Genomic DNA, 17,340 nt, shown 5'->3' with positions numbered 1-17,340 from the left:
ACCACCTGCGGAAATGGGACTTCCCCCAGCTCGGGCGAAGTGTCCGGACTTGATGGAGTATTTGCTGAAAATCAGTCCTTTAGGCGATCAGCGCCGCAGCCGGCGGATCACCCACACGATGACCAGCAGCGCCGCGAGCGCGCCCGCGACGGGCGCCAGGCGCTTCAGCAGCGGCTGCCCGGCGATCTCCAGCAGGTCCAGCGCCTCCTCGTCGGCCGTGCGCGACGTGCGGGTCGTGCCCGCGGGCCGCGACTCCGGCTCGGGCGGCGTCGGCACCGCGGTCAGGTGCCGCTCCTCCTCCGGTCCCGGTGTGGCGGCGACCAGCTCCACTGTGGGCTCGGACAGCAGCTCGGCCAGGTTGGCCGCGAACTTCTCGATGAGCTTGCCGCCGACCTCGGCCATCACGCCGCGCCCGAACTGGGCGGGCCGGCCGGTCACGTTGAACGACGTCTCCACGGTCACCCGCGTGGCCTCGTCGACCGGCGCCAACCGCGCCTTGACCGTGGCCGAGGCCGTGCCGGAGCCCCGGGCCTCCTTGCCGGACGCCCGGATGGTGAGCGTGTACGAGTCCTTGTCGACGTCCTCGAACCTGGCCGAGCCCTTGTAGGTCACCACGATCGGGCCGACCTTGACCTTCATCCTGCCGGTGAACTCGTCACCCTCGAAGATGTCCAGCGTCGCCCCCGGCAGGCACGGCGCGACCCGCTCGACGTCGAGCAGCACCGCCCACGCCTGCTCGATCGGAACTGGAACAGTGAATTCGTGCTCGAACCGCATCGCCATCGATCCGCTCCTTTTCCCGCTGGTTGCGACACTATGTCGGGGTGGGGGCGCCCCGGAAGAGGCGCCCCCTCGGACCTCGGTGGTCAGGGCGATCCGGCCGCCGTGCGTACCGCGCGGTGGGTCAGGACCCTGGCCAGATGCCGCCGGTAGTCGGGCTGCGCGTGCAGGTCGGACGGCGGCGAGGTGCCGGCCGCCGCCTCCGCGCACGCCTGGCGCACCTGGTCGCCCAGCTCCACCCCCTCCAGGGCGGACTCGGCGGCGTGGGCGCGCAGCGGCGTCGAACCCATGTTCGTCAGCCCGATCCTGGCCTCGGCGATCGACCCGTTGGAGCGCCTGACGGCGGCGGCCACGCCGACGATCGCCCACGCCTGGGCGGTCCGGTGGAACTTCTCGTAGTGGAAGCCCCAGCCCGCGCCCAGCTTCGGGACCTTCACCCCGACCAGGATCTCGCCGGGATTCAGCGCCGACTCCCAGTAGTCGACGAAGAACTCGGCGGCCGGGATCTCCCGTTCGCCCTCCTGCGACCAGGCCACGAACGCGCCGTTCAGCGCCAGCACCACGGCCGGCAGGTCGCCCGCCGGGTCCGCGTGGGCCAGCGAGCCGCCGAACGTGCCGCGGTGCCTGATCGCCGGATCCGCCACCTGGGCGGTGGCCAGCGCGACCAGCGGGCAGTCGGCCCGGACGACGCCGGAGTGCAGGATCTCGTCGTGCGTGGTCATCGCGCCGATGAAGACGTGGTCACCGCGGTCGTGCACGCCCTTCAGCTCGGGCAGCCGGCCGACGTCGACCAGCTTCGACGGGTACGCCATCCGCAGCCGCATCAGCGGCAGCAGCGACTGCCCGCCCGCCAGGACCTTGGCGTCCTCGTCGGAGGCGAGCTCCTGGCAGGCCTCCGCCAGCGAACCCGGCCGCACGTAGTCGAACTGCGCGGGGATCATCGCCGCACTCCTTCCATGGCACGCCATACGCGTTCGGGCGTGCACGGCATCTGCACGTCGTGGATGCCGTGCGGGCGCAGGGCGTCCACGATGGCGTTCACGACGGCCGGGGTCGAGGCGATCGTGCCCGCCTCGCCCACACCCTTGACGCCCAGCGGGTTGCTGGTCGCCGGGGACTCGGTCCGGTCGAGCTGGAACGCCGGCAGGTCCGCCGCCGACGGCAGCAGGTAGTCGGCCATCGTCGTGGTCAGCAGGTTGCCCTCGGCGTCGTAGACGGCCTCCTCGAACAGCGCCTGCGCGATGCCCTGCGCGATGCCGCCGTGCACCTGGCCCTCGACGATCAGCGGGTTGACGACCTTGCCGACGTCGTCGACCGCCACGTACGAGCGGATCTTCACCATGCCCGTCTCGGTGTCCACCTCCACCGCGCACAGGTGGGTGCCGTGCGGGAAGGAGTAGTTCTCCGGGTCGAACGTGGCGTCGGAGTCGAGCCGCGCCTCCACGCCATCCGGCAGGTCGTGCGCCGTGAACGCGGCGTAGGCCAGCTCCTGGATCGTCTTCTGCGCGTCCGTGCCCCGCACCTTGAACGCCCCGCCCGCGTACTCCAGGTCCTCGGGCGAGCACTCGAGCACGTGCGCGGCGAGCTTACGGGCCTTGTCCTTGACCTTCTCGCACGCCTTCAGCACGGCGATGCCGCCGACGACGAGCGAGCGCGAGCCGTAGGTGTCCATGCCCTTGTGCGCGATGGCCGTGTCGCCGTGCAGCACCGTGACGTCGTCGAACGGCACGCCGAGCGCGTCCGCCGCGATCTGGCTCCACGACGTCACGTGGCCCTGCCCGTGCGGCGAGGTGCCGGTGATGACCTCGACCTTGCCCGTGGGCAGCATCCGCACCGAGCCGTGCTCCCAGCCGCCGGCGCCGTAGTTCGCCTCGCCGAGCATCCTGGACGGGGCCAGGCCGCACATCTCCGTGTACGTGCTGACGCCGATGCCGAGCTGCACCGGGTCGCCCCGGTCACGCCGGTCGGCCTGCTCCGCGCGCAGCTTGTCGTAGCCGAACAGGGCCAGCGCCTTGTCCGTGGCCGCCTCGTAGTTGCCCGAGTCGTACGTCAGGCCGGAAATGGTGGTGTACGGGAACTCGTCGTGTTTGATCCAGTTGCGCCTGCGCACCTCCACCGGGTCGATCTTCAGCTCGGCGGCCAGCTCGTCCATCATCCGCTCGATGCCGAACGTGGCCTCGGGCCGCCCCGCGCCCCGGTAGGCGTCCGTGGGCATCTTGGTGGTGAACACGCCCGTGCAGCCGAACTCGTACGCGTCCATCTTGTAGATCGCGTTGAACATCGACGCGCCGAGCAGCGGGATGCCCGGCGTGACCAGCATCAGGTACGCGCCCATGTCGGCCAGCAGGTCGACCTGCAGCCCGCGGATGCGCCCGTCGGCCTCGGCGGCCAGCCGGATGTGCTGGATCTGGTCGCGGCCGTGGTGCACGGTCAGGTTGCCCTCGGAACGGGACTCGGTCCACTTGACCGGCCTGCCGAGCTTGCGGGCCAGCAGCAGGCAGAGCACCTCCTCAGCGGTGACCTGCAGCTTCGAGCCGAACCCGCCGCCCACGTCGGGGGCGATCACGCGGATCTTGTGCTCGGGGATGCCGGTCACGACGGCCAGCATGACCCGCAGGACGTGGGGGATCTGCGTGGACGACCAGACCGTGAACGCGTCGCCGTCGGTGTCGGCCATGACCGCCCGCGGCTCCATCGCGCTCGGGATGAGCCGCTGCTGGATGTACGTCCGGTCGATGACGACGGGGGCGTCCCTGAACGCCGCCTCGAGGTCACCGGAGTTGATCTTGACGCTGAACGCCTTGTTGCCCGCCTCGTGCACCTTCGGGCTGCCGTCCGTCAGCGCCTCGTTCATGTCGAGGATCGCGGGCAACGGCTCGTACTCGACGTCGATGGCCTCGAGCGCGTCGGCGGCGCGGTACCGGTCGGTCGCGATCACGCAGGCCACGGCCTCGCCGACATACCTGACCTCGGACACCGCCATCGGCGGGTGGTCGGGGATGACGACGTCCTCGCTCACCGGCCACGCGCACGGCAGGCTGCCCTGCTCGGCGGCGAAGTCCTGGCCGCTGAAGGCCGCCACGACCCCGGGCAGCTCGCGCGCCCCCGACACGTCGACCCTGGTGATCCGGGCGTGCGCCATCGGGCTGCGCAGGAACATCACCTGCAGCATGCCCGGCCGGACGAGGTTGTCCGTCCACTGCGTGCGCCCCGTCAGGAGCCTGGCGTCCTCTTTGCGCTTCCTCGGCCTGCCGATCTCCTGGCCGGCCTCCTGCTGGACGGTCATGGCGTGGTCACCGCCCGCCCCATCTCCTGCGCGCCCCGGCGGACGGCCTTGACGATGTTGCAGTAGCCGGTGCAGCGGCAGAGATTGCCCTCCAGGCCCTCCCTGATCGTCTCCTCCGACGGCTCGGGATCCTCCCTGAGCAGGTCTATCGCGGCCATGACCATGCCGGGCGTGCAGTAACCGCACTGGAGCGCGTGTTCTTCGTGGAAGGCCCGCTGCATCGGGTGCATCGACCCGTTGACGCCCAGGCCCTCGATCGTCAGGACCTCGCAGCCGTCGGCCTGCACGGCGAGCACGGAACAGCTCTTCACACTCTTGCCGTCGAGCATGACCGTGCAGGCGCCGCAGTTGCTGGTGTCACACCCGATGGGGGTGCCGGTCTTGCCGAGCCGCTCTCGTAGCAGATGTACGAGCAGGAGCCGCGGCTCCACATCCTCCTCGTACTTGATCCCGTCGACGGTGACGGTGATTCGGGGCATACGTCCTCCCTCAGGAGCAGGGGATTGGCGGACACACCCGAAACTACGCCGGTGTCTTTCCCGGTCAAGGGTTACTTACCGCGAACCACCCTGGCGATGATCGCCACCAGCCCCGCGAACGCCAATCCCAGCACCAATACCCCGATCAGGACCAGCGGATCCGTGATCGCGCGTGTCACTATGAGAATGCCCAGAACCACGAAGAGCACACCGCTGAGCAGCGCCATCCAGTCCGTGCGATGCAGGCGTCGCGGGCGTTCGACGTCACGCGGCACGCCGCACCTCCATGTCCCCGAGTCCGCCCCGCAGGTTGAGGACGATGGTCGAGACCTTGCCGTCAGGCTTGACCTCGGGCTCGAGCACCTTGTTGTACCGCACGTCCACGCCGCCCCTGACCGAATGGTCGACCTTGATGTCGCCGACCTTGTTGGTGGCGTGCACCTCGATCCTGGCCGTCGGCGGCACGATCACCATCAGCTCACCCATCGTCACCGCGGCGTTGAACGTCACCTCGGTGCCCGGCTCCAGCTTCAGCTCCGACAGGTCCAGCCGCCCGTCGCCGACCCCGACGTCGTACAGCATGGTCGACTGGGTCACGCTGGTCGGCGCCCAGTCCGACTCGCCGATGTTCCGCGGGATGCCTCCGAGCACGAAGCCCAGGGCCACGATGACCGCCACGAGCGTCCCCGCGGCCACCAGTCCGGCCCCGCGTCCCCACCAGGCGGCGATGAGCAGCCCGGCGCCGATCGTGATGAGCACGGCGCCGCCGACGATGGTCGGGCTCACTCCGGCGGCCGACCTGGCTTGGACCGCCACGACGATCCCTCCAATGATGATTGCCAGCAGGATGGTGATGGCGCCGATGAACGACCTCGGGCGCGGCTTCCGCTCCCTCTTGGGGACCGGACGGCCGTACAGGACGGGGTCGTACGGCGAGTAGCCTGCTGCCCGCTTGGCCGGGTCGAGCGGCTGGTAGGGGCCCTTCGGCGCGAACGGCTCGCCGTAAGGGGTGTAGTCGAGGCGGGTTCTGGGCTGCGACTGGTACGAGGGGACCCGGTGCTCGGCGGTGACCTTGGCATCCTCACCGGCGGGCGCGTCCTTACCGGCGGGCACGTCCTTACCGGCGGGCGCGGGCGGCGCGGGGGGCGCGGGGGGCGCGGCCTCGTGCACCCGGGTCGGCGGTTCCGGCTCCCGAACAGCTTCCTGCACCGGCTCTGGGACGACCGCCTCCTGCACCGGCTCCGGGGCAGCGGGCTCCTTGACCGGCGGTGGCCCCGCCGAGGGCGCGGGTGTGGGCGGGGGTGTGGGCTGTCTCACCGGCGACGACTCCGGGGAGGACCATACCGGCGACGGCTCCGCGGGGGGCGTGGGCCTGACCGGCGGGGCTTCGGGAGCGGCGGTCGCGTGCCGCTGCCTCCTGCTCAGCCGTTCGGGCATCGAGCGGGCCAGCCCCAGCAGGTCCACCCCGCTGGAGTGGGCGGCGAGCAGCGAGACGGCGAGCAGGACGGCCACCACCAGGGTGCCGACGTCGAGCCACACCGTCGCCAGGTTGAGCGCCAGGCCGAACGCCAGCACCGCCGTCATCAACGCCATCACGGTTTCGGCGTCGAAGTCGCGGCGCGTCCACTGCTCGATGATCCCCGGCTTGCCGTTCGGCTCCTTCATCAGCAGGAACGCCGCGAGATAGAGGAACAGGCCGATGCCGGAGCCCAGCAGAAGCACGGCGAAAGCCACGCGGAACACCACGGGGTCGATGCCGGTGTGCCGCCCAAGACCGGAACAGACCCCCATGAGGAAGCGCCCCTCGTTGCTGCGTCGCAGCGACCGGGGCGGGGCGGCCGGTTCTTTGGGCGGAGCTTCTGTCATGTCACCATCGTGGACCTACGTGTGGTGTGCTCGCATCCGGGACACCCCTGACCCGACCCGGGGGTTGTTCCCTGATGCCCGAAGTGCCCCCGACATGTGACTATGGCGATGTTATGGCTGACCAGAAGACTCTCGCCGAGCCGACCGGCGACGCGCCTTATCGGCGCTTGATGCGCCCCATGGAGGGCCGCCTGCTGGGCGGTGTCGCCCAGGGCCTCGCGACGCAGCTCTCGCTCGATCCCGTGGTGATCAGGCTGATGTTCGTGCTGCTCAGCGTGGTCGACGGGGTCGGCATGGTGGCGTACGCCGTGTTGTGGATGGTCACGCCCCGGCAACCGTACGAAGGGCAGCCGCCGCAGCGGGACTGGAGCCAGCTGGCCGCGTTCAGCGCGATCGGGGTGGCGCTGTTCGCGTTCGGCTGGCTCACGGGGGCGTCCCAGGGTGGGATCGGCATGCTTCCGTTCGCCGTGGGCGGGATCGGGGCGCTGATCCTCTGGCAGCAGGCCGACCCGGAGCGCCGTAAGAGCTGGGTGCAGGGCGCCACCACGAGCATCAGGAAGAACCGGGTTCGCACGCTGCTCGGCGTGGTGCTCGTGGTGATCGGCGCGGCGGGCTTCCTGTACGCGGAGGGCGAGCTGAACCAGGCCAAACCCGGCCTGCTGTTCACCGTCGTGGTGGTCGGCGGCCTGGCCGTCATCGCCGCGCCCTGGCTCGCCGGCCTGTGGAAAGAGCTGCAGCTGGAGCGGCGCGAGCGCATCAGGCAGGAGGAACGCGCCGAGGTGGCCGCCATGGTGCACGACTCGGTGCTGCACACGCTCACGCTCATCCAGCGCGTCGCCCACGATCCGCGCGAGGTCACCCGGCTGGCCCGCTCCCAGGAGCGCGACCTGCGCAACTGGCTCTACCAGCCCGCCCAGGACGCCGACGCCACCGTGGCGGCCGCCGTACGCAGGATCGCGGCGGAGGAGGAGGACGCCCACGGGGTGCCCATCGAGGTCGTCTGCGTGGGAGACATCGCCCTCGACCCGGCGGGTAAGCTGGCCGCCCAGCTCAAGGCGGCCCGGCAGGCGATGGTCAACGCGGCCAAATACTCTGAGAGTCCAGCTATTTCCGTCTATGCCGAAGTAGAGGGTGAAGAGGTCACGATTTTCGTGAAGGATCGTGGCAAGGGGTTCGACCTCGACGCGGTGCCACTCGACAGGATGGGCATTCGGGAGTCCATCATCGGGAGAATGGAACGCCACGGAGGCACGGCCCGGGTACGCACCTCCGTCGGTGAGGGCACGGAAGTGATGTTGACCATGAAGGTGGAGAAGGCATGACGCGCGTGTTGATCGTCGACGATCACCGGCTGTTCCGCTCCGGCGTACGCGCCGAACTGGGCGACTCGATCGAGGTGGTGGGCGAGGCCGAGGACGTGGAGACGGCCGTCAAGGCGATCGCCGAGCACCAGCCCGACGTGGTCCTGCTGGACGTGCACATGCCGGGCGGCGGGGGCCAGGAGGTGCTGCGCCGGGTCCTGGGCGCCGGCTCCCAGGTGCGTTTCCTCGCCCTGTCGGTCTCGGACGCCGCCGAGGACGTCATCGGCGTGATCCGGGGCGGGGCGCGGGGCTACGTGACCAAGAACATCAGCGGCAAGGAGCTGACGGACGCCATCCGCCGGGTGGCGGAGGGGGACGCGGTCTTCTCGCCGCGGCTGGCCGGGTTCGTCCTGGACGCCTTCGCCTCGTCGGAGGCGCCGTCCATCGATCCCGAGCTGGACTCCCTGACGCAGCGCGAGCGCGAGGTGCTGCGCTTGATCGCGCGGGGGTACGCGTACAAGGAGATCGCCAAGGAGCTCTTCATCTCCGTCAAGACCGTGGAAACCCACGTCTCGTCGGTCCTGCGCAAGCTCCAACTCTCCAACCGCCACGAACTCTCCCGCTGGGCCACCGCCCGCCGCCTCGTCTAACCCCCCACACCTCCGCACCCCACCCGCCACCCCGCCCAACCCCCAACTTCCTCCACGCCCCACCAGGGCCACCCCTTCACGTCCTCCACCTCCTCACGTCCTCCACACCCCTCACCACGGCCCACCTCACCCCTCACCGCGGACCGCTTCACCGCGCACCGCAGCCTGCCTCACCCTTCACCCCTCGCCGCGGCCCGCCTTACCGCGCACCGTGGCCTGCCTCATACGGCCACCCCCTCACCGCGGCCAACCCTCACCCGGCCGGTCCCTCCCGTCGCCGCTCCCACACCCCGGCGCTCCCACGCCCGTCGCCGGCACATCACCGTCCCACCAGCCCGGCGCCGTTCCGCCCGTCCCGCGCACGCCTCCGTCCGCGCCGCCCCGCGCCCGCCGACGCGCCCCGCATCGGCCACCGCCGTGCCCCCGGCACCGCGTCGGGCGCGGGTTCCCCGTGAGGAGGGGGTTCATCCGTGCCGGTTTGGAACGTTACGGGATAGTTATCGTTGGTACGCCCACAAAACTCCCGCCTCAGTTGTCACACATAAAGGAGAAAAAGCACATATCCCAGGAGTAGCCCCCTTGAATCGCGTCCCCCGGATGCTGCCGGTCCTGGTCGCATTGGCCGCCATGACGGCCTGTGCGGCGGAGAACGTCCCCGTTCCGCAAACGCAGCAAGCCTCGGTGGTCCGGGCCGCCGGCGCGGCGAGCGTCACGGCCCCGGATGAGCCGGACAAACCGGCAAAGAAGGTCAAGCTCGATATAGCCGACATCACCCCGATGGGGGAGAAGACGGAGAAGGTAGGCGTCGGCTTCCCGATCATCGTCACGTTCGACCGCGACGTGAAGGACCGGGCGGCCGTGGAGGCGCTGCTGGAGGTGGAGGCGGAGAAGCCGGTCGACGGCGCCTGGCGCTGGGTGTCGGCGCGTAAGGTCATCTACCGGACGAAGACGTACTGGAAGCCTCACCAGAAGGTCCTCTTCACCGCCCGCCTGTCGCAGCTCCCCGGCAACACCGGTGCCAAGGACGTCTCCCGTCGCTTCGCCGTCGGCACGTCGCAGATCTCCGTGGTCAACACCCGCAACCACCAGATGAAGGTCTACCGCGACGGCAAGCTGACCAAGAAGATCCCGATCAGCGCAGGCAGGGGCGGGCTGATCAAGAATGGCGTGGACGTCTACCTCACCACCAGCGGTGTTCACCTCACCATGGGCAAGAAGGCCGTGGAGACCATGACCTCCTCCTGGATGGGCGTGACGGATCCCAAGGATCCGCGCTACTACAAGGAGGAGATCCCGTGGGCGGTCCGCATCTCCGACAGCGGTGAGTACGTCCACCAGAGCGCCGGTTACTACCAGTTCCTCGGCCGCTCCAACCAGAGCCACGGCTGCGTGCGGGCCACCCCCGCCGGAGCCAAGTGGTTCTACGGCATCGCCCAGCGCGGCGACGTCGTCAAGATCACCGGTACGAAGCGCAAGCTGCAGTGGAACAACGGCTGGAGCTACTGGCAGCTGAACTGGACCCAGTGGAAGAAGGGCAGCGCCCTGAAGGGCTGACCCCGTAAAGACATCAGGGCCGCCCTCCCAAGGCCAGGGAGGGCGGCCCTGCGGCCGTCAGGGGCCGGTCAGAGCTTGTCGATGGGCGCGTACGCCAGCAGCAGCGTCTTCTCCCCGCCGCTGCCGAAGTCGATCTTGACCTTGGTCTTCTCCGCCACCCCGTCCACGGACACCACCGTGCCGAGCCCGAACGCGTCATGCGTCACCCGGTCGCCGGGCGCCAGCGAAGGCACCTTCCGCCCGCCGGTCTTGGCGGGTGGGCGGGCGGCGGGCTCCTTGCGGGTGGCCGCGCTCCAGGCGGACTTCTCCGGATCCGTACGCCAGTCGATGAGCTGCCCCGGCACCTCGTTCACGAACCGCGAGGCCGGGTTGAACGCCGGCGCCCCCCAGGAGCTGCGCACGGCCGCCCGCGTGATGTAGAGCCGCTGCTGCGCCCTGGTGATCCCCACGTACGCCAGCCGCCGCTCCTCCTCCAGCTCCTTGGGCTCCCCGAGCGAGCGGATGTGCGGGAACACCCCGTCCTCCATGGCCGTCAGGAAGACGACGGGGAACTCCAGCCCCTTGGCGGTGTGCAGGGTCATCAGCGTGACGACCCCCTGCCCGCCGTCGGCCTCGGGGATCTGGTCGGCGTCGGCCACGAGCGACACCTGCTCCAGGAACTCCACCAGCGTCCCCTCCGGATTGGCCTCCTCGAACTCGGAGGCGACGGAGATGAGCTCGTTGAGGTTTTCCAGGCGCGACTCGTCCTGCGGGTCCTCCGACGCCTCCAGCTCGGCGCGGTAGCCGGTGGCCACCAGCACCTCCTCGGCCAGCGCCGACGGCGGCATGCCCTCGGCCTTGGCGATCAGCTCCTCGAGCATCGCGACGAACTCGCGTACGGCGTTGAGCGAGCGCGTGGCCATCCCGTACGCCTCGTCGGCCCTGCGCAGCGCGTCCCAGAACGGGATGCGCTCGCGCGACGACAGCGCCTCGACCATCGCCTCGGCGCGGTCGCCGATGCCGCGCTTGGGCACGTTGAGGATGCGGCGCAGCGAGACCACGTCGGCCGGGTTGGCCAGCACGCGCAGGTACGCCAGCAGGTCCTTGACCTCCTTGCGCTCGTAGAAGCGCACGCCCCCGACCACCTTGTACGGCAGCCCGGTGCGGATGAAGATCTCCTCGAACACACGGGAGGCCGCGTTGGTCCGGTAGAAGACGGCCACCTCGCCCGGCTTGACGTCTTCCTCGTCGCTGAGCCGGTCGACCTCCTGGGCCACGAACATGGCCTCGTCGTGCTCGTTGTCGGCGACATATCCCACGATCTTGGGCCCGTCGCCCTGGTCGGACCAGAGGTTCTTGGGCTTGCGCGACTCGTTGCGCGCGATGACCGCGTTGGCGGCGGCCAGGATGTTCTGGGTGGAGCGGTAGTTCTGCTCCAGCAGGATGGTGCGCGCGTCCGGATAGTCGCGCTCGAACTCAAGGATGTTGCGGATCGTCGCGCCGCGGAAGGCGTAGATGGACTGGTCGGCGTCGCCCACCACGCACAGCTCGGACATGTCGGAGCCCGTCCGGACCAGCTCGCCGTCGGTCGTGCGCAGCTCGGGATGCCCGACCAGTTCCCTGATCAGGATGTACTGGGCGTGGTTGGTGTCCTGGTATTCGTCGACCAGCACGTGCCTGAACCGCATCCGGTAGTGCTCGGCCACGTCGGGGAAGAGCTGGAACAACGTCACCGTGTTCATGATGATGTCGTCGAAGTCCATCGCGCCGGCCTCGGTCAGCTTGAGCTGATAGGCCTTGTACGCCTCCGCCAGCGTCTTCTCCAGGTGCGAGCCCGCCTTGTCGAGCGCGGTCTCGTAGTCGATCAGCTCGTTCTTGAAGTTGCTGACCTGGGCCGAGAAGGAGCGCGGCGGGTAACGCTTGGGATCGAGCTCCATCTCCCTGCAGACCATGGCCATGAGCCGCTGCGAGTCGGCCTGGTCGTAGATCGAGAAGCTCGACGGGAACCCCAGCCGCTTGGCCTCCCGCCGCAGGATGCGCATGCAGGCGCTGTGGAACGTCATCACCCACATCGCCCTGGATCGCGGGCCGACCAGCTTGTCGATGCGCTCCTTCATCTCGCGGGCGGCCTTGTTGGTGAAGGTGATCGCCAGGATCTCGCCCGGGTGCACCTCACGCTCGGCCAGCAGGTACGCGATGCGATGCGTGAGCACCCGCGTCTTCCCGGAGCCCGCCCCCGCCACGATGAGCAGCGGACTGCCATGATGGATCACGGCCTCGCGCTGCTGAGGGTTGAGGCCGTCGAGCAGAGGGTGGTCAACAGAGACTTGGGTCGGCACCTACCTAGGTTAAGACGCCCCACCGACAATCGGCGCCCGGAATGCCTTCGGCGGGGGGCCGGTTGTCTTTTCGTAGAACTTCAGAAAGGGGAGTCATGCTGCCGGAAGCCGAGATCAACCGGGTCCTCGTGGTGACCGCCCATCCGGACGACGTCGACTTCGGCGCGGCGGGGAGCGTGGCGCTGTTCGTCGACAAGGGCGTCGAGGTCACGTACCTGCTGGTCACGGATGGCGACGCGGGCGGCAACGAACGTACGTTGGACAACTCCGGCATGGCCGAGCTCCGCAGGACCGAACAGCGGGCCGCCGCCAAGGCGGTCGGCGTCACCGACGTGCGATTCCTCGGCTACAAGGACGGGCTCGTGGTGCCCTCGATCGAGCTGAGGCGCGACATCTCCCGCGTGATCCGTCAGGTCAGGCCGGACCTGGTCATCACCCACCACCCCGACCGCAACTACCACAACGTCGCCCCCAGCCACCCCGACCACCGCGCGGTGGGCGGCTCCGCCCTGGACGCCGTCTACCCGGACGCCCGCAACCCCTACGCCTTCCCCGAACTGGTGCGGGAGGAGGGCCTGGAGGCCTGGACCGTACGTGAGGTCTGGCTGACGGGCGGCTCGACCCCCAACCACTGGGTGGACGTCACCGAGGCCATGGACCGCAAGCTCGCGGCCTTGCAGTCACATGTGAGCCAGGTCGCCCACGTGGAGGGCTTCGTCGACTTCGTCAAGACCCGCTTCGCCGCCTGGGCCGACCAGGCCGGTTTCGCCTCGGGCCACTACGCGGAGGCCTTCCAGGTCGTCCCCACGGGCTGACTCTCCCTAGGGCACCGACCCTGGGGACACGACCCAGAGCGAGGGCTGGCCGGTGACCTCGGAGATGACGTCGAAGTCCCGGTCGTAATGCAGGATCGTCGCCCCGTGCACCTCGGCACAGGCGGCGATCAGCAGGTCGCTCGGTCCGACGGCCCGGTGGTGCGATTTGCGCGCGAGGATCGCCTGGACGTCCAGCGCCCGGGCGGCCGCCTCCTTCTCATGGATCGACAGGAGGCGGAAGCCCTCGCGCAGGTAGTGGGCGTCGCGCTCGTAGCCCGCCGGGTCACGCGCGCTGAAGAGGACCTCGAGCTGCGTGACCTCGCAGATGGCCAGCATCTTGTCGAGCATGAGCGGCTCGAGTGCCCGGTGGACCGCCGGGTGCGGCATGCGCGCCAGGGCGCTCTTGTCGATGAGGTAGACCACGCCGGTGGCTACCACGCATGCTTCATGATCTCCGGATCCAGAAGATCGGAATAGTCCCGGGTGCGCCAGTATTCGAACGCTTCGCGACGCTTTGCCCTTTCGGCGATCTCCTCCAGGGCCGCGTTGACCGTCTCCTTCATGGTCGAAGTCCCCAACTCGTGCTGGGCGACCTCCAGCAGCTCCTTGTCGATGTCGATTACCGTACGCATGCAACACCACCTCCGTGCCTCCATCGTATATCAGAACTTGTGATCTTGATATACGCATTTCCCGACCTCGGGAAGCGCGCGCTGGAGACGTTAAAGCATCGAGGTGGGACGTGCATGGAACGCTCCAATCGAAGGTGAAGGATCTTCCCCTTTCGGGTCAGGAATCCTCATCCTCGGCTGATCAAAGATCCACCGGAGTGCCGGAAATGCTCACGTTCTGTCACTTTCGCTTGGCGGCGAGGCGAGCGAAGAGATAGCCGAAGGAATTGGTGGCCAGGTGCAGCATGGCCGGGGTCAGGAGGCCGCCGCGGCGCCGGAGCTCGCAGAACAGCACCCCGGCCGCCGCCGTGGACACCACGCTCCCCGCCACCACCCGCGCCGTGTCCAGGCGGGCCGGGGAGTCGGCCGACGTCAGGGCGCCGAGGGCAGGGTTGGCGTGGGCCATGTCGATGGCCGGGAGGATGTGCCAGAGGCCGAACAGGGACGACGAGATCGCCGTGGCGGCCACCGTGCCGTGATCCTTGCGCAGCATCGCGTACAGGGCGCCCCGGAAACCCACCTCCTCCAGCAGGACCGTGCCCAGCGGGACCTGGAGCAGGGCCTCCTCCAGGACGCGGGCGCGCGAGAGCGACACGGCACGCTCGTCGTGGAAGAGCTGCCTGGTGCGGGGGTTGGCGATGCCGACGGCGTAAACGGCCGCCACCGCCGCCGCCAGCGCGCCTCCCGCCACGGCGCCGCGCCGGCCGTGCTCGAACCCGAGCTCCTTCCACGACAGGCCGGACCTGCGGGCCGCGGCCACCAGGGCGGCGGTCGCGGCGGCCGAGGTCAGGGGGGCCAGGCGGGGGGCCACCTTGTTGTTCAGGAGGTTGGCTGCGGCGAGGATCGCGATCGAGCGGAGCAACACCCTTGCCAGGCTACGTCGCTCACCGCATCTTCGCCCACGCTCACGGGGTCGGTTTCGCCCACGCTCACGCGGTCGGTTTCGCCCGCGCCGTCGGCCGATTGGCGTCAGGAGGCGGCTGGGCGGCGCCAGCCTGTGGGGAAGCGGCTGCGGCGGCGCTCCTCCGGGGTGAGGCCGCCCCAGATGCCCTCCGACTCGCCCGAACGTAACGCGTACGCGCGGCACTCCTCGATGACCTGGCAGCGCGCGCAGACCGCTTTGGCGCGGGCCTCCTGCAAGGGGGTGGGGGCGAGGGGGAAGAAGAGGTCAGGGTCGCTGGATCTGCACGCACCCCTTCGCAGCCAGCCGATCTCCTCCAATGGCATGGGTCAACGGTAGAGCGTGGGCATGATCAGATACATCATCCTCTGGGTTGACCCGCGTATACATCCTGGGGTCCGATCCGCGCCCCGCGTGTACGCCCCGGTCAGCATGCGTTCACGCCGTCCCGGTAGCCGGTCGCGAACGATGTCTGGCGCTGCTCGGCCGTCCCGTGAGCCGACGGGTTCAGCCAGTCGTCCGTCGGGTCGCCCGCCGCCTCCAGGCTCGTGAGCAGCTCGTCCTCGTCGCCCGGTTGTGTGTCGAGCACGCCCGAGCGCACGAGCGCCGAGAGGGTCCCGCCCGCATAACAGTCGGCCTGGAGCTCCATTTGTACGTTGAGCTGGAAGTTCGTCTGGAGCTGCGCCTGGATCGCGTGCCCGAACTCGTGGGGAATGATCACATAGACCGACCCGTCGCCCATCTCGTTCCAGAGCGACTCCATCCAGGTCTGGTCAAAGGCGATGAAGTGGCCGATGGGGCAGTAGAAGGCGTTGTTCGGGACGGCGGGCTCGTTGCCGCAGCTGGGTCCGGAGTTCCCGGAGTAGGGAACGAAGTCGGAGATAGGCCGATAAGTCCGCCCGCTCTGCTGGAACTGCTGCGTCCAGAACGCCTCCGTCAGCGTACGGGCTGTGCGCACATCGTCCTCGAACGAGTCGGCCCCCTGGGTGTCCATGGACGGCCGCCTGCCCAGACCGCAGGCGCCGACCAGGAGGACCAGGGCGAGGACCAGGATGCGCTTCACGGGCTTCACACGTCCCAATTGTGCACGGGTTCGTTGGTGTGCATCCGCTCGATGTACTCGAGCGTCATGGACCGCAACGCCTCGTGCCGGTCCCCGGAGACTTCTTCGTGCGCGCGCACGCGTTCCACCTGCCAGCTCGCCCCCGTACGGCCGGTCAGGCAGCGCCCCTCGATGATGCCGAGCAGCCGGTCGGCCACGGGACCGTCCACGCCCCACCTGGCCAGTCCCTCACGCGCCATGGGCAGCAGGCGCCGCAGGATCAGCTCGGCCGCCGGCACCTCACCCATGCCCGGCCAGTACAGCCGCGCGTCCAGCCCGTGCCGCGCCGCCGCGCCGAGGTTGTCCTCCGCCGCCTGGAACGACATCTGGCTCCAGATCGGCCGCTCGGCGTACGGCAGCACGCGCATCAACCCGTAGTAGAACGCCGCGTTCGCCGCGATGTCGGCCACGGTGGGCCCGGCGGGCAGCACGCGGTTCTCCACGCGCAGGTGCGGCACCCCGTCCACCACCGCGTACACCGGCCGGTTCCACCGGTAGATCGTGCCGTTGTGCAGGGTCAGCTCGTGCAGGTGGGGGATGCGGCCCTGTTCGAGCTCGGTACGGGGGTCCTCGTCCTCGCACAGGGGGAGCAGGGCCGGGTAATAGCTGACGTTCTCCTCGAACAGGTCGAAGACGCTCGTGATCCACCGCTCCCCGAACCACACCCTCGGCCGCACCCCCTGCGTCTTCAGCTCGGCCGGCCGTGTGTCCGTGGCCTGCTCGAACAGGGTGATCCTGGTCTCGCGGTGCAACTCCTTGCCGAACAGGTACGGGGAGTTGGCCGCCACCGCCACCTGAGGCCCGGCGATGGCCTGGGCCGCGTTCCAGTGCGAGGCGAACGCGTCGGGGCTGACCTGCAGATGCAGTTGCACGCTCGTGCACGCGGCCTCGGGGGCGACGCTGTCCGCGTGGGTGTCCAGGCGCTCGACGCCCTCGATGGCCAGGTGCAGGTCCTCGCCTCGGGCCGCGAAGATCTGCTCGTTGAGCAGGCGGTAGCGGGGGTTCGCGGAGAGCGTGCCCTCTCCGATGTCCTGCTCGCGCAGCGTGGGCAGGATGCCGATCAGTACGAGGTGACCGTCCTGGGAGCGGGCGCGTTCCTCGGCGTGGTTGAGCCGTGTCCTGACGTCGTCCTCCAGGCGGAGTGCGCCGTCGCCGCCCAGCTCCTGCGGCTCGATGTTGATCTCGATGTTGAACTGTCCCAGCTCCGTGGCCCAGTCCGGCTGCTCGATCGCGGCCAGCACCTGGGCGTTGCGCATGGCCGCCTCGCCGTACGCGTCCACGATGTTGAGCTCGATCTCCAGGCCGGCGAGGGGGCGCTCGATCTCAAAGCGGGACTCGCGCAACATCTGGGCGAAGACGTCGAGGCATCGATACACCTTTTCCCGATATTTCCGTCGGTCGTCCCGGCTGAAGACGACGCTTGGCACGTCTCTGCCCATATCAGGAAATGTCGCACGCCAACACCAGACCCAACAAGCCCAGACCACCACCCGTTTCCGATGCCACGTCGGCCGGCAGCCCCGCCCCCCCTTGCTCCAGCGATTTCGGCCAGCCCGCAGGCGAACGCCGCCGCGCCGCTCGGTGCGTGCCCGCGACGGTGGCGCTGGCCTTCCTGGG

The 17,340-nt window shown here is 69.3% G+C and carries 17 protein-coding genes; 4 read left to right on the top strand and 13 right to left on the bottom strand.

What is annotated here, in order from left to right:
- Positions 1-87: 87 nt before the first annotated feature.
- The 6 genes from ACWEPL_RS27610 to ACWEPL_RS27585 form a co-directional block, all read right to left on the bottom strand.
- A complete protein-coding gene (locus ACWEPL_RS27610) occupies positions 88-783 on the bottom strand; it encodes an SRPBCC family protein (protein ID WP_363962270.1) in 696 nt (231 codons plus the stop codon).
- Between the two features lie 83 nt (positions 784-866).
- On the bottom strand, positions 867-1,721 hold the full coding sequence (locus tag ACWEPL_RS27605; protein ID WP_452437854.1) for an FAD binding domain-containing protein: 855 nt from the start codon (positions 1,719-1,721) through the stop codon (positions 867-869).
- Positions 1,718-4,066: a xanthine dehydrogenase family protein molybdopterin-binding subunit gene (locus tag ACWEPL_RS27600; RefSeq protein WP_452437853.1), complete on the bottom strand. Its 2,349-nt coding sequence runs from the start codon at positions 4,064-4,066 to the stop codon at positions 1,718-1,720. Before ACWEPL_RS27600 ends, ACWEPL_RS27605 begins: the two co-directional genes overlap by 4 nt.
- Positions 4,063-4,545, bottom strand: a complete 483-nt coding sequence (locus ACWEPL_RS27595; protein WP_350731167.1) for a (2Fe-2S)-binding protein — start codon at positions 4,543-4,545, stop codon at positions 4,063-4,065. Before ACWEPL_RS27595 ends, ACWEPL_RS27600 begins: the two co-directional genes overlap by 4 nt.
- Before the next feature lie 71 nt (positions 4,546-4,616).
- Entirely contained in the window at positions 4,617-4,820 is a 204-nt protein-coding gene (locus tag ACWEPL_RS27590; RefSeq protein ID WP_350731169.1) for a hypothetical protein, read from the bottom strand.
- On the bottom strand, positions 4,810-6,411 hold the full coding sequence (locus ACWEPL_RS27585) for a PspC domain-containing protein (RefSeq protein WP_452437852.1): 1,602 nt from the start codon (positions 6,409-6,411) through the stop codon (positions 4,810-4,812). The genes ACWEPL_RS27590 and ACWEPL_RS27585 overlap by 11 nt, the downstream gene beginning before the upstream one ends.
- A 113-nt stretch (positions 6,412-6,524) precedes the next feature.
- On the opposite strand from ACWEPL_RS27585, the gene ACWEPL_RS27580 reads away from it, so the two are divergent.
- The 3 genes from ACWEPL_RS27580 (at position 6,525) to ACWEPL_RS27570 (ending at position 9,916) form a co-directional block, all read left to right on the top strand.
- Positions 6,525-7,733: an ATP-binding protein gene (locus ACWEPL_RS27580; RefSeq protein WP_452437851.1), complete on the top strand. Its 1,209-nt coding sequence runs from the start codon at positions 6,525-6,527 to the stop codon at positions 7,731-7,733.
- Positions 7,730-8,362: a response regulator gene (locus ACWEPL_RS27575; RefSeq protein ID WP_185070757.1), complete on the top strand. Its 633-nt coding sequence runs from the start codon at positions 7,730-7,732 to the stop codon at positions 8,360-8,362. The genes ACWEPL_RS27580 and ACWEPL_RS27575 overlap by 4 nt, the downstream gene beginning before the upstream one ends.
- A gap of 579 nt (positions 8,363-8,941) precedes the next feature.
- Positions 8,942-9,916 (top strand): L,D-transpeptidase, encoded by a 975-nt coding sequence (locus tag ACWEPL_RS27570; protein WP_363962275.1) that lies wholly within the window; start codon positions 8,942-8,944, stop codon positions 9,914-9,916.
- 68 nt (positions 9,917-9,984) lie between these two features.
- Here ACWEPL_RS27570 and pcrA read toward each other — a convergent pair whose 3' ends face one another.
- Entirely contained in the window at positions 9,985-12,234 is a 2,250-nt protein-coding gene (pcrA, locus tag ACWEPL_RS27565) for a DNA helicase PcrA (protein WP_449969016.1), read from the bottom strand.
- A gap of 95 nt (positions 12,235-12,329) precedes the next feature.
- Between pcrA and ACWEPL_RS27560 the strand changes: the two genes are divergently transcribed.
- Positions 12,330-13,049, top strand: coding sequence for a PIG-L deacetylase family protein (locus ACWEPL_RS27560; protein WP_350731177.1), 720 nt, complete (start codon positions 12,330-12,332; stop codon positions 13,047-13,049).
- A gap of 6 nt (positions 13,050-13,055) precedes the next feature.
- Here ACWEPL_RS27560 and ACWEPL_RS27555 read toward each other — a convergent pair whose 3' ends face one another.
- From ACWEPL_RS27555 to ACWEPL_RS27530, 6 genes are all read right to left on the bottom strand, one after another.
- A complete protein-coding gene (locus ACWEPL_RS27555) occupies positions 13,056-13,487 on the bottom strand; it encodes a PIN domain nuclease (RefSeq protein WP_350731179.1) in 432 nt (143 codons plus the stop codon).
- A complete protein-coding gene (locus ACWEPL_RS27550; protein ID WP_364243537.1) occupies positions 13,481-13,681 on the bottom strand; it encodes a type II toxin-antitoxin system VapB family antitoxin in 201 nt (66 codons plus the stop codon). The genes ACWEPL_RS27555 and ACWEPL_RS27550 overlap by 7 nt, the downstream gene beginning before the upstream one ends.
- 220 nt (positions 13,682-13,901) lie before the next feature.
- Complete coding sequence (locus tag ACWEPL_RS27545; protein WP_363962277.1) at positions 13,902-14,585, bottom strand: CPBP family intramembrane glutamic endopeptidase; 684 nt, start codon at positions 14,583-14,585, stop codon at positions 13,902-13,904.
- Between the two features lie 104 nt (positions 14,586-14,689).
- The gene (locus ACWEPL_RS27540; protein ID WP_192790004.1) at positions 14,690-14,947 is read right to left on the bottom strand and encodes a WhiB family transcriptional regulator; all 258 of its coding nucleotides are present in this window, start codon (positions 14,945-14,947) and stop codon (positions 14,690-14,692) included.
- A gap of 101 nt (positions 14,948-15,048) precedes the next feature.
- Positions 15,049-15,693: a neutral zinc metallopeptidase gene (locus ACWEPL_RS27535; RefSeq protein WP_350731185.1), complete on the bottom strand. Its 645-nt coding sequence runs from the start codon at positions 15,691-15,693 to the stop codon at positions 15,049-15,051.
- A complete protein-coding gene (locus ACWEPL_RS27530; RefSeq protein ID WP_363962278.1) occupies positions 15,690-17,099 on the bottom strand; it encodes a glutamate--cysteine ligase in 1,410 nt (469 codons plus the stop codon). Before ACWEPL_RS27530 ends, ACWEPL_RS27535 begins: the two co-directional genes overlap by 4 nt.
- Positions 17,100-17,340: the final 241 nt, after the last annotated feature.

The organism is Nonomuraea sp. NPDC004186, assembly GCF_053603495.1.
This window is presented reverse-complemented; position numbering and strand designations above follow the sequence as displayed.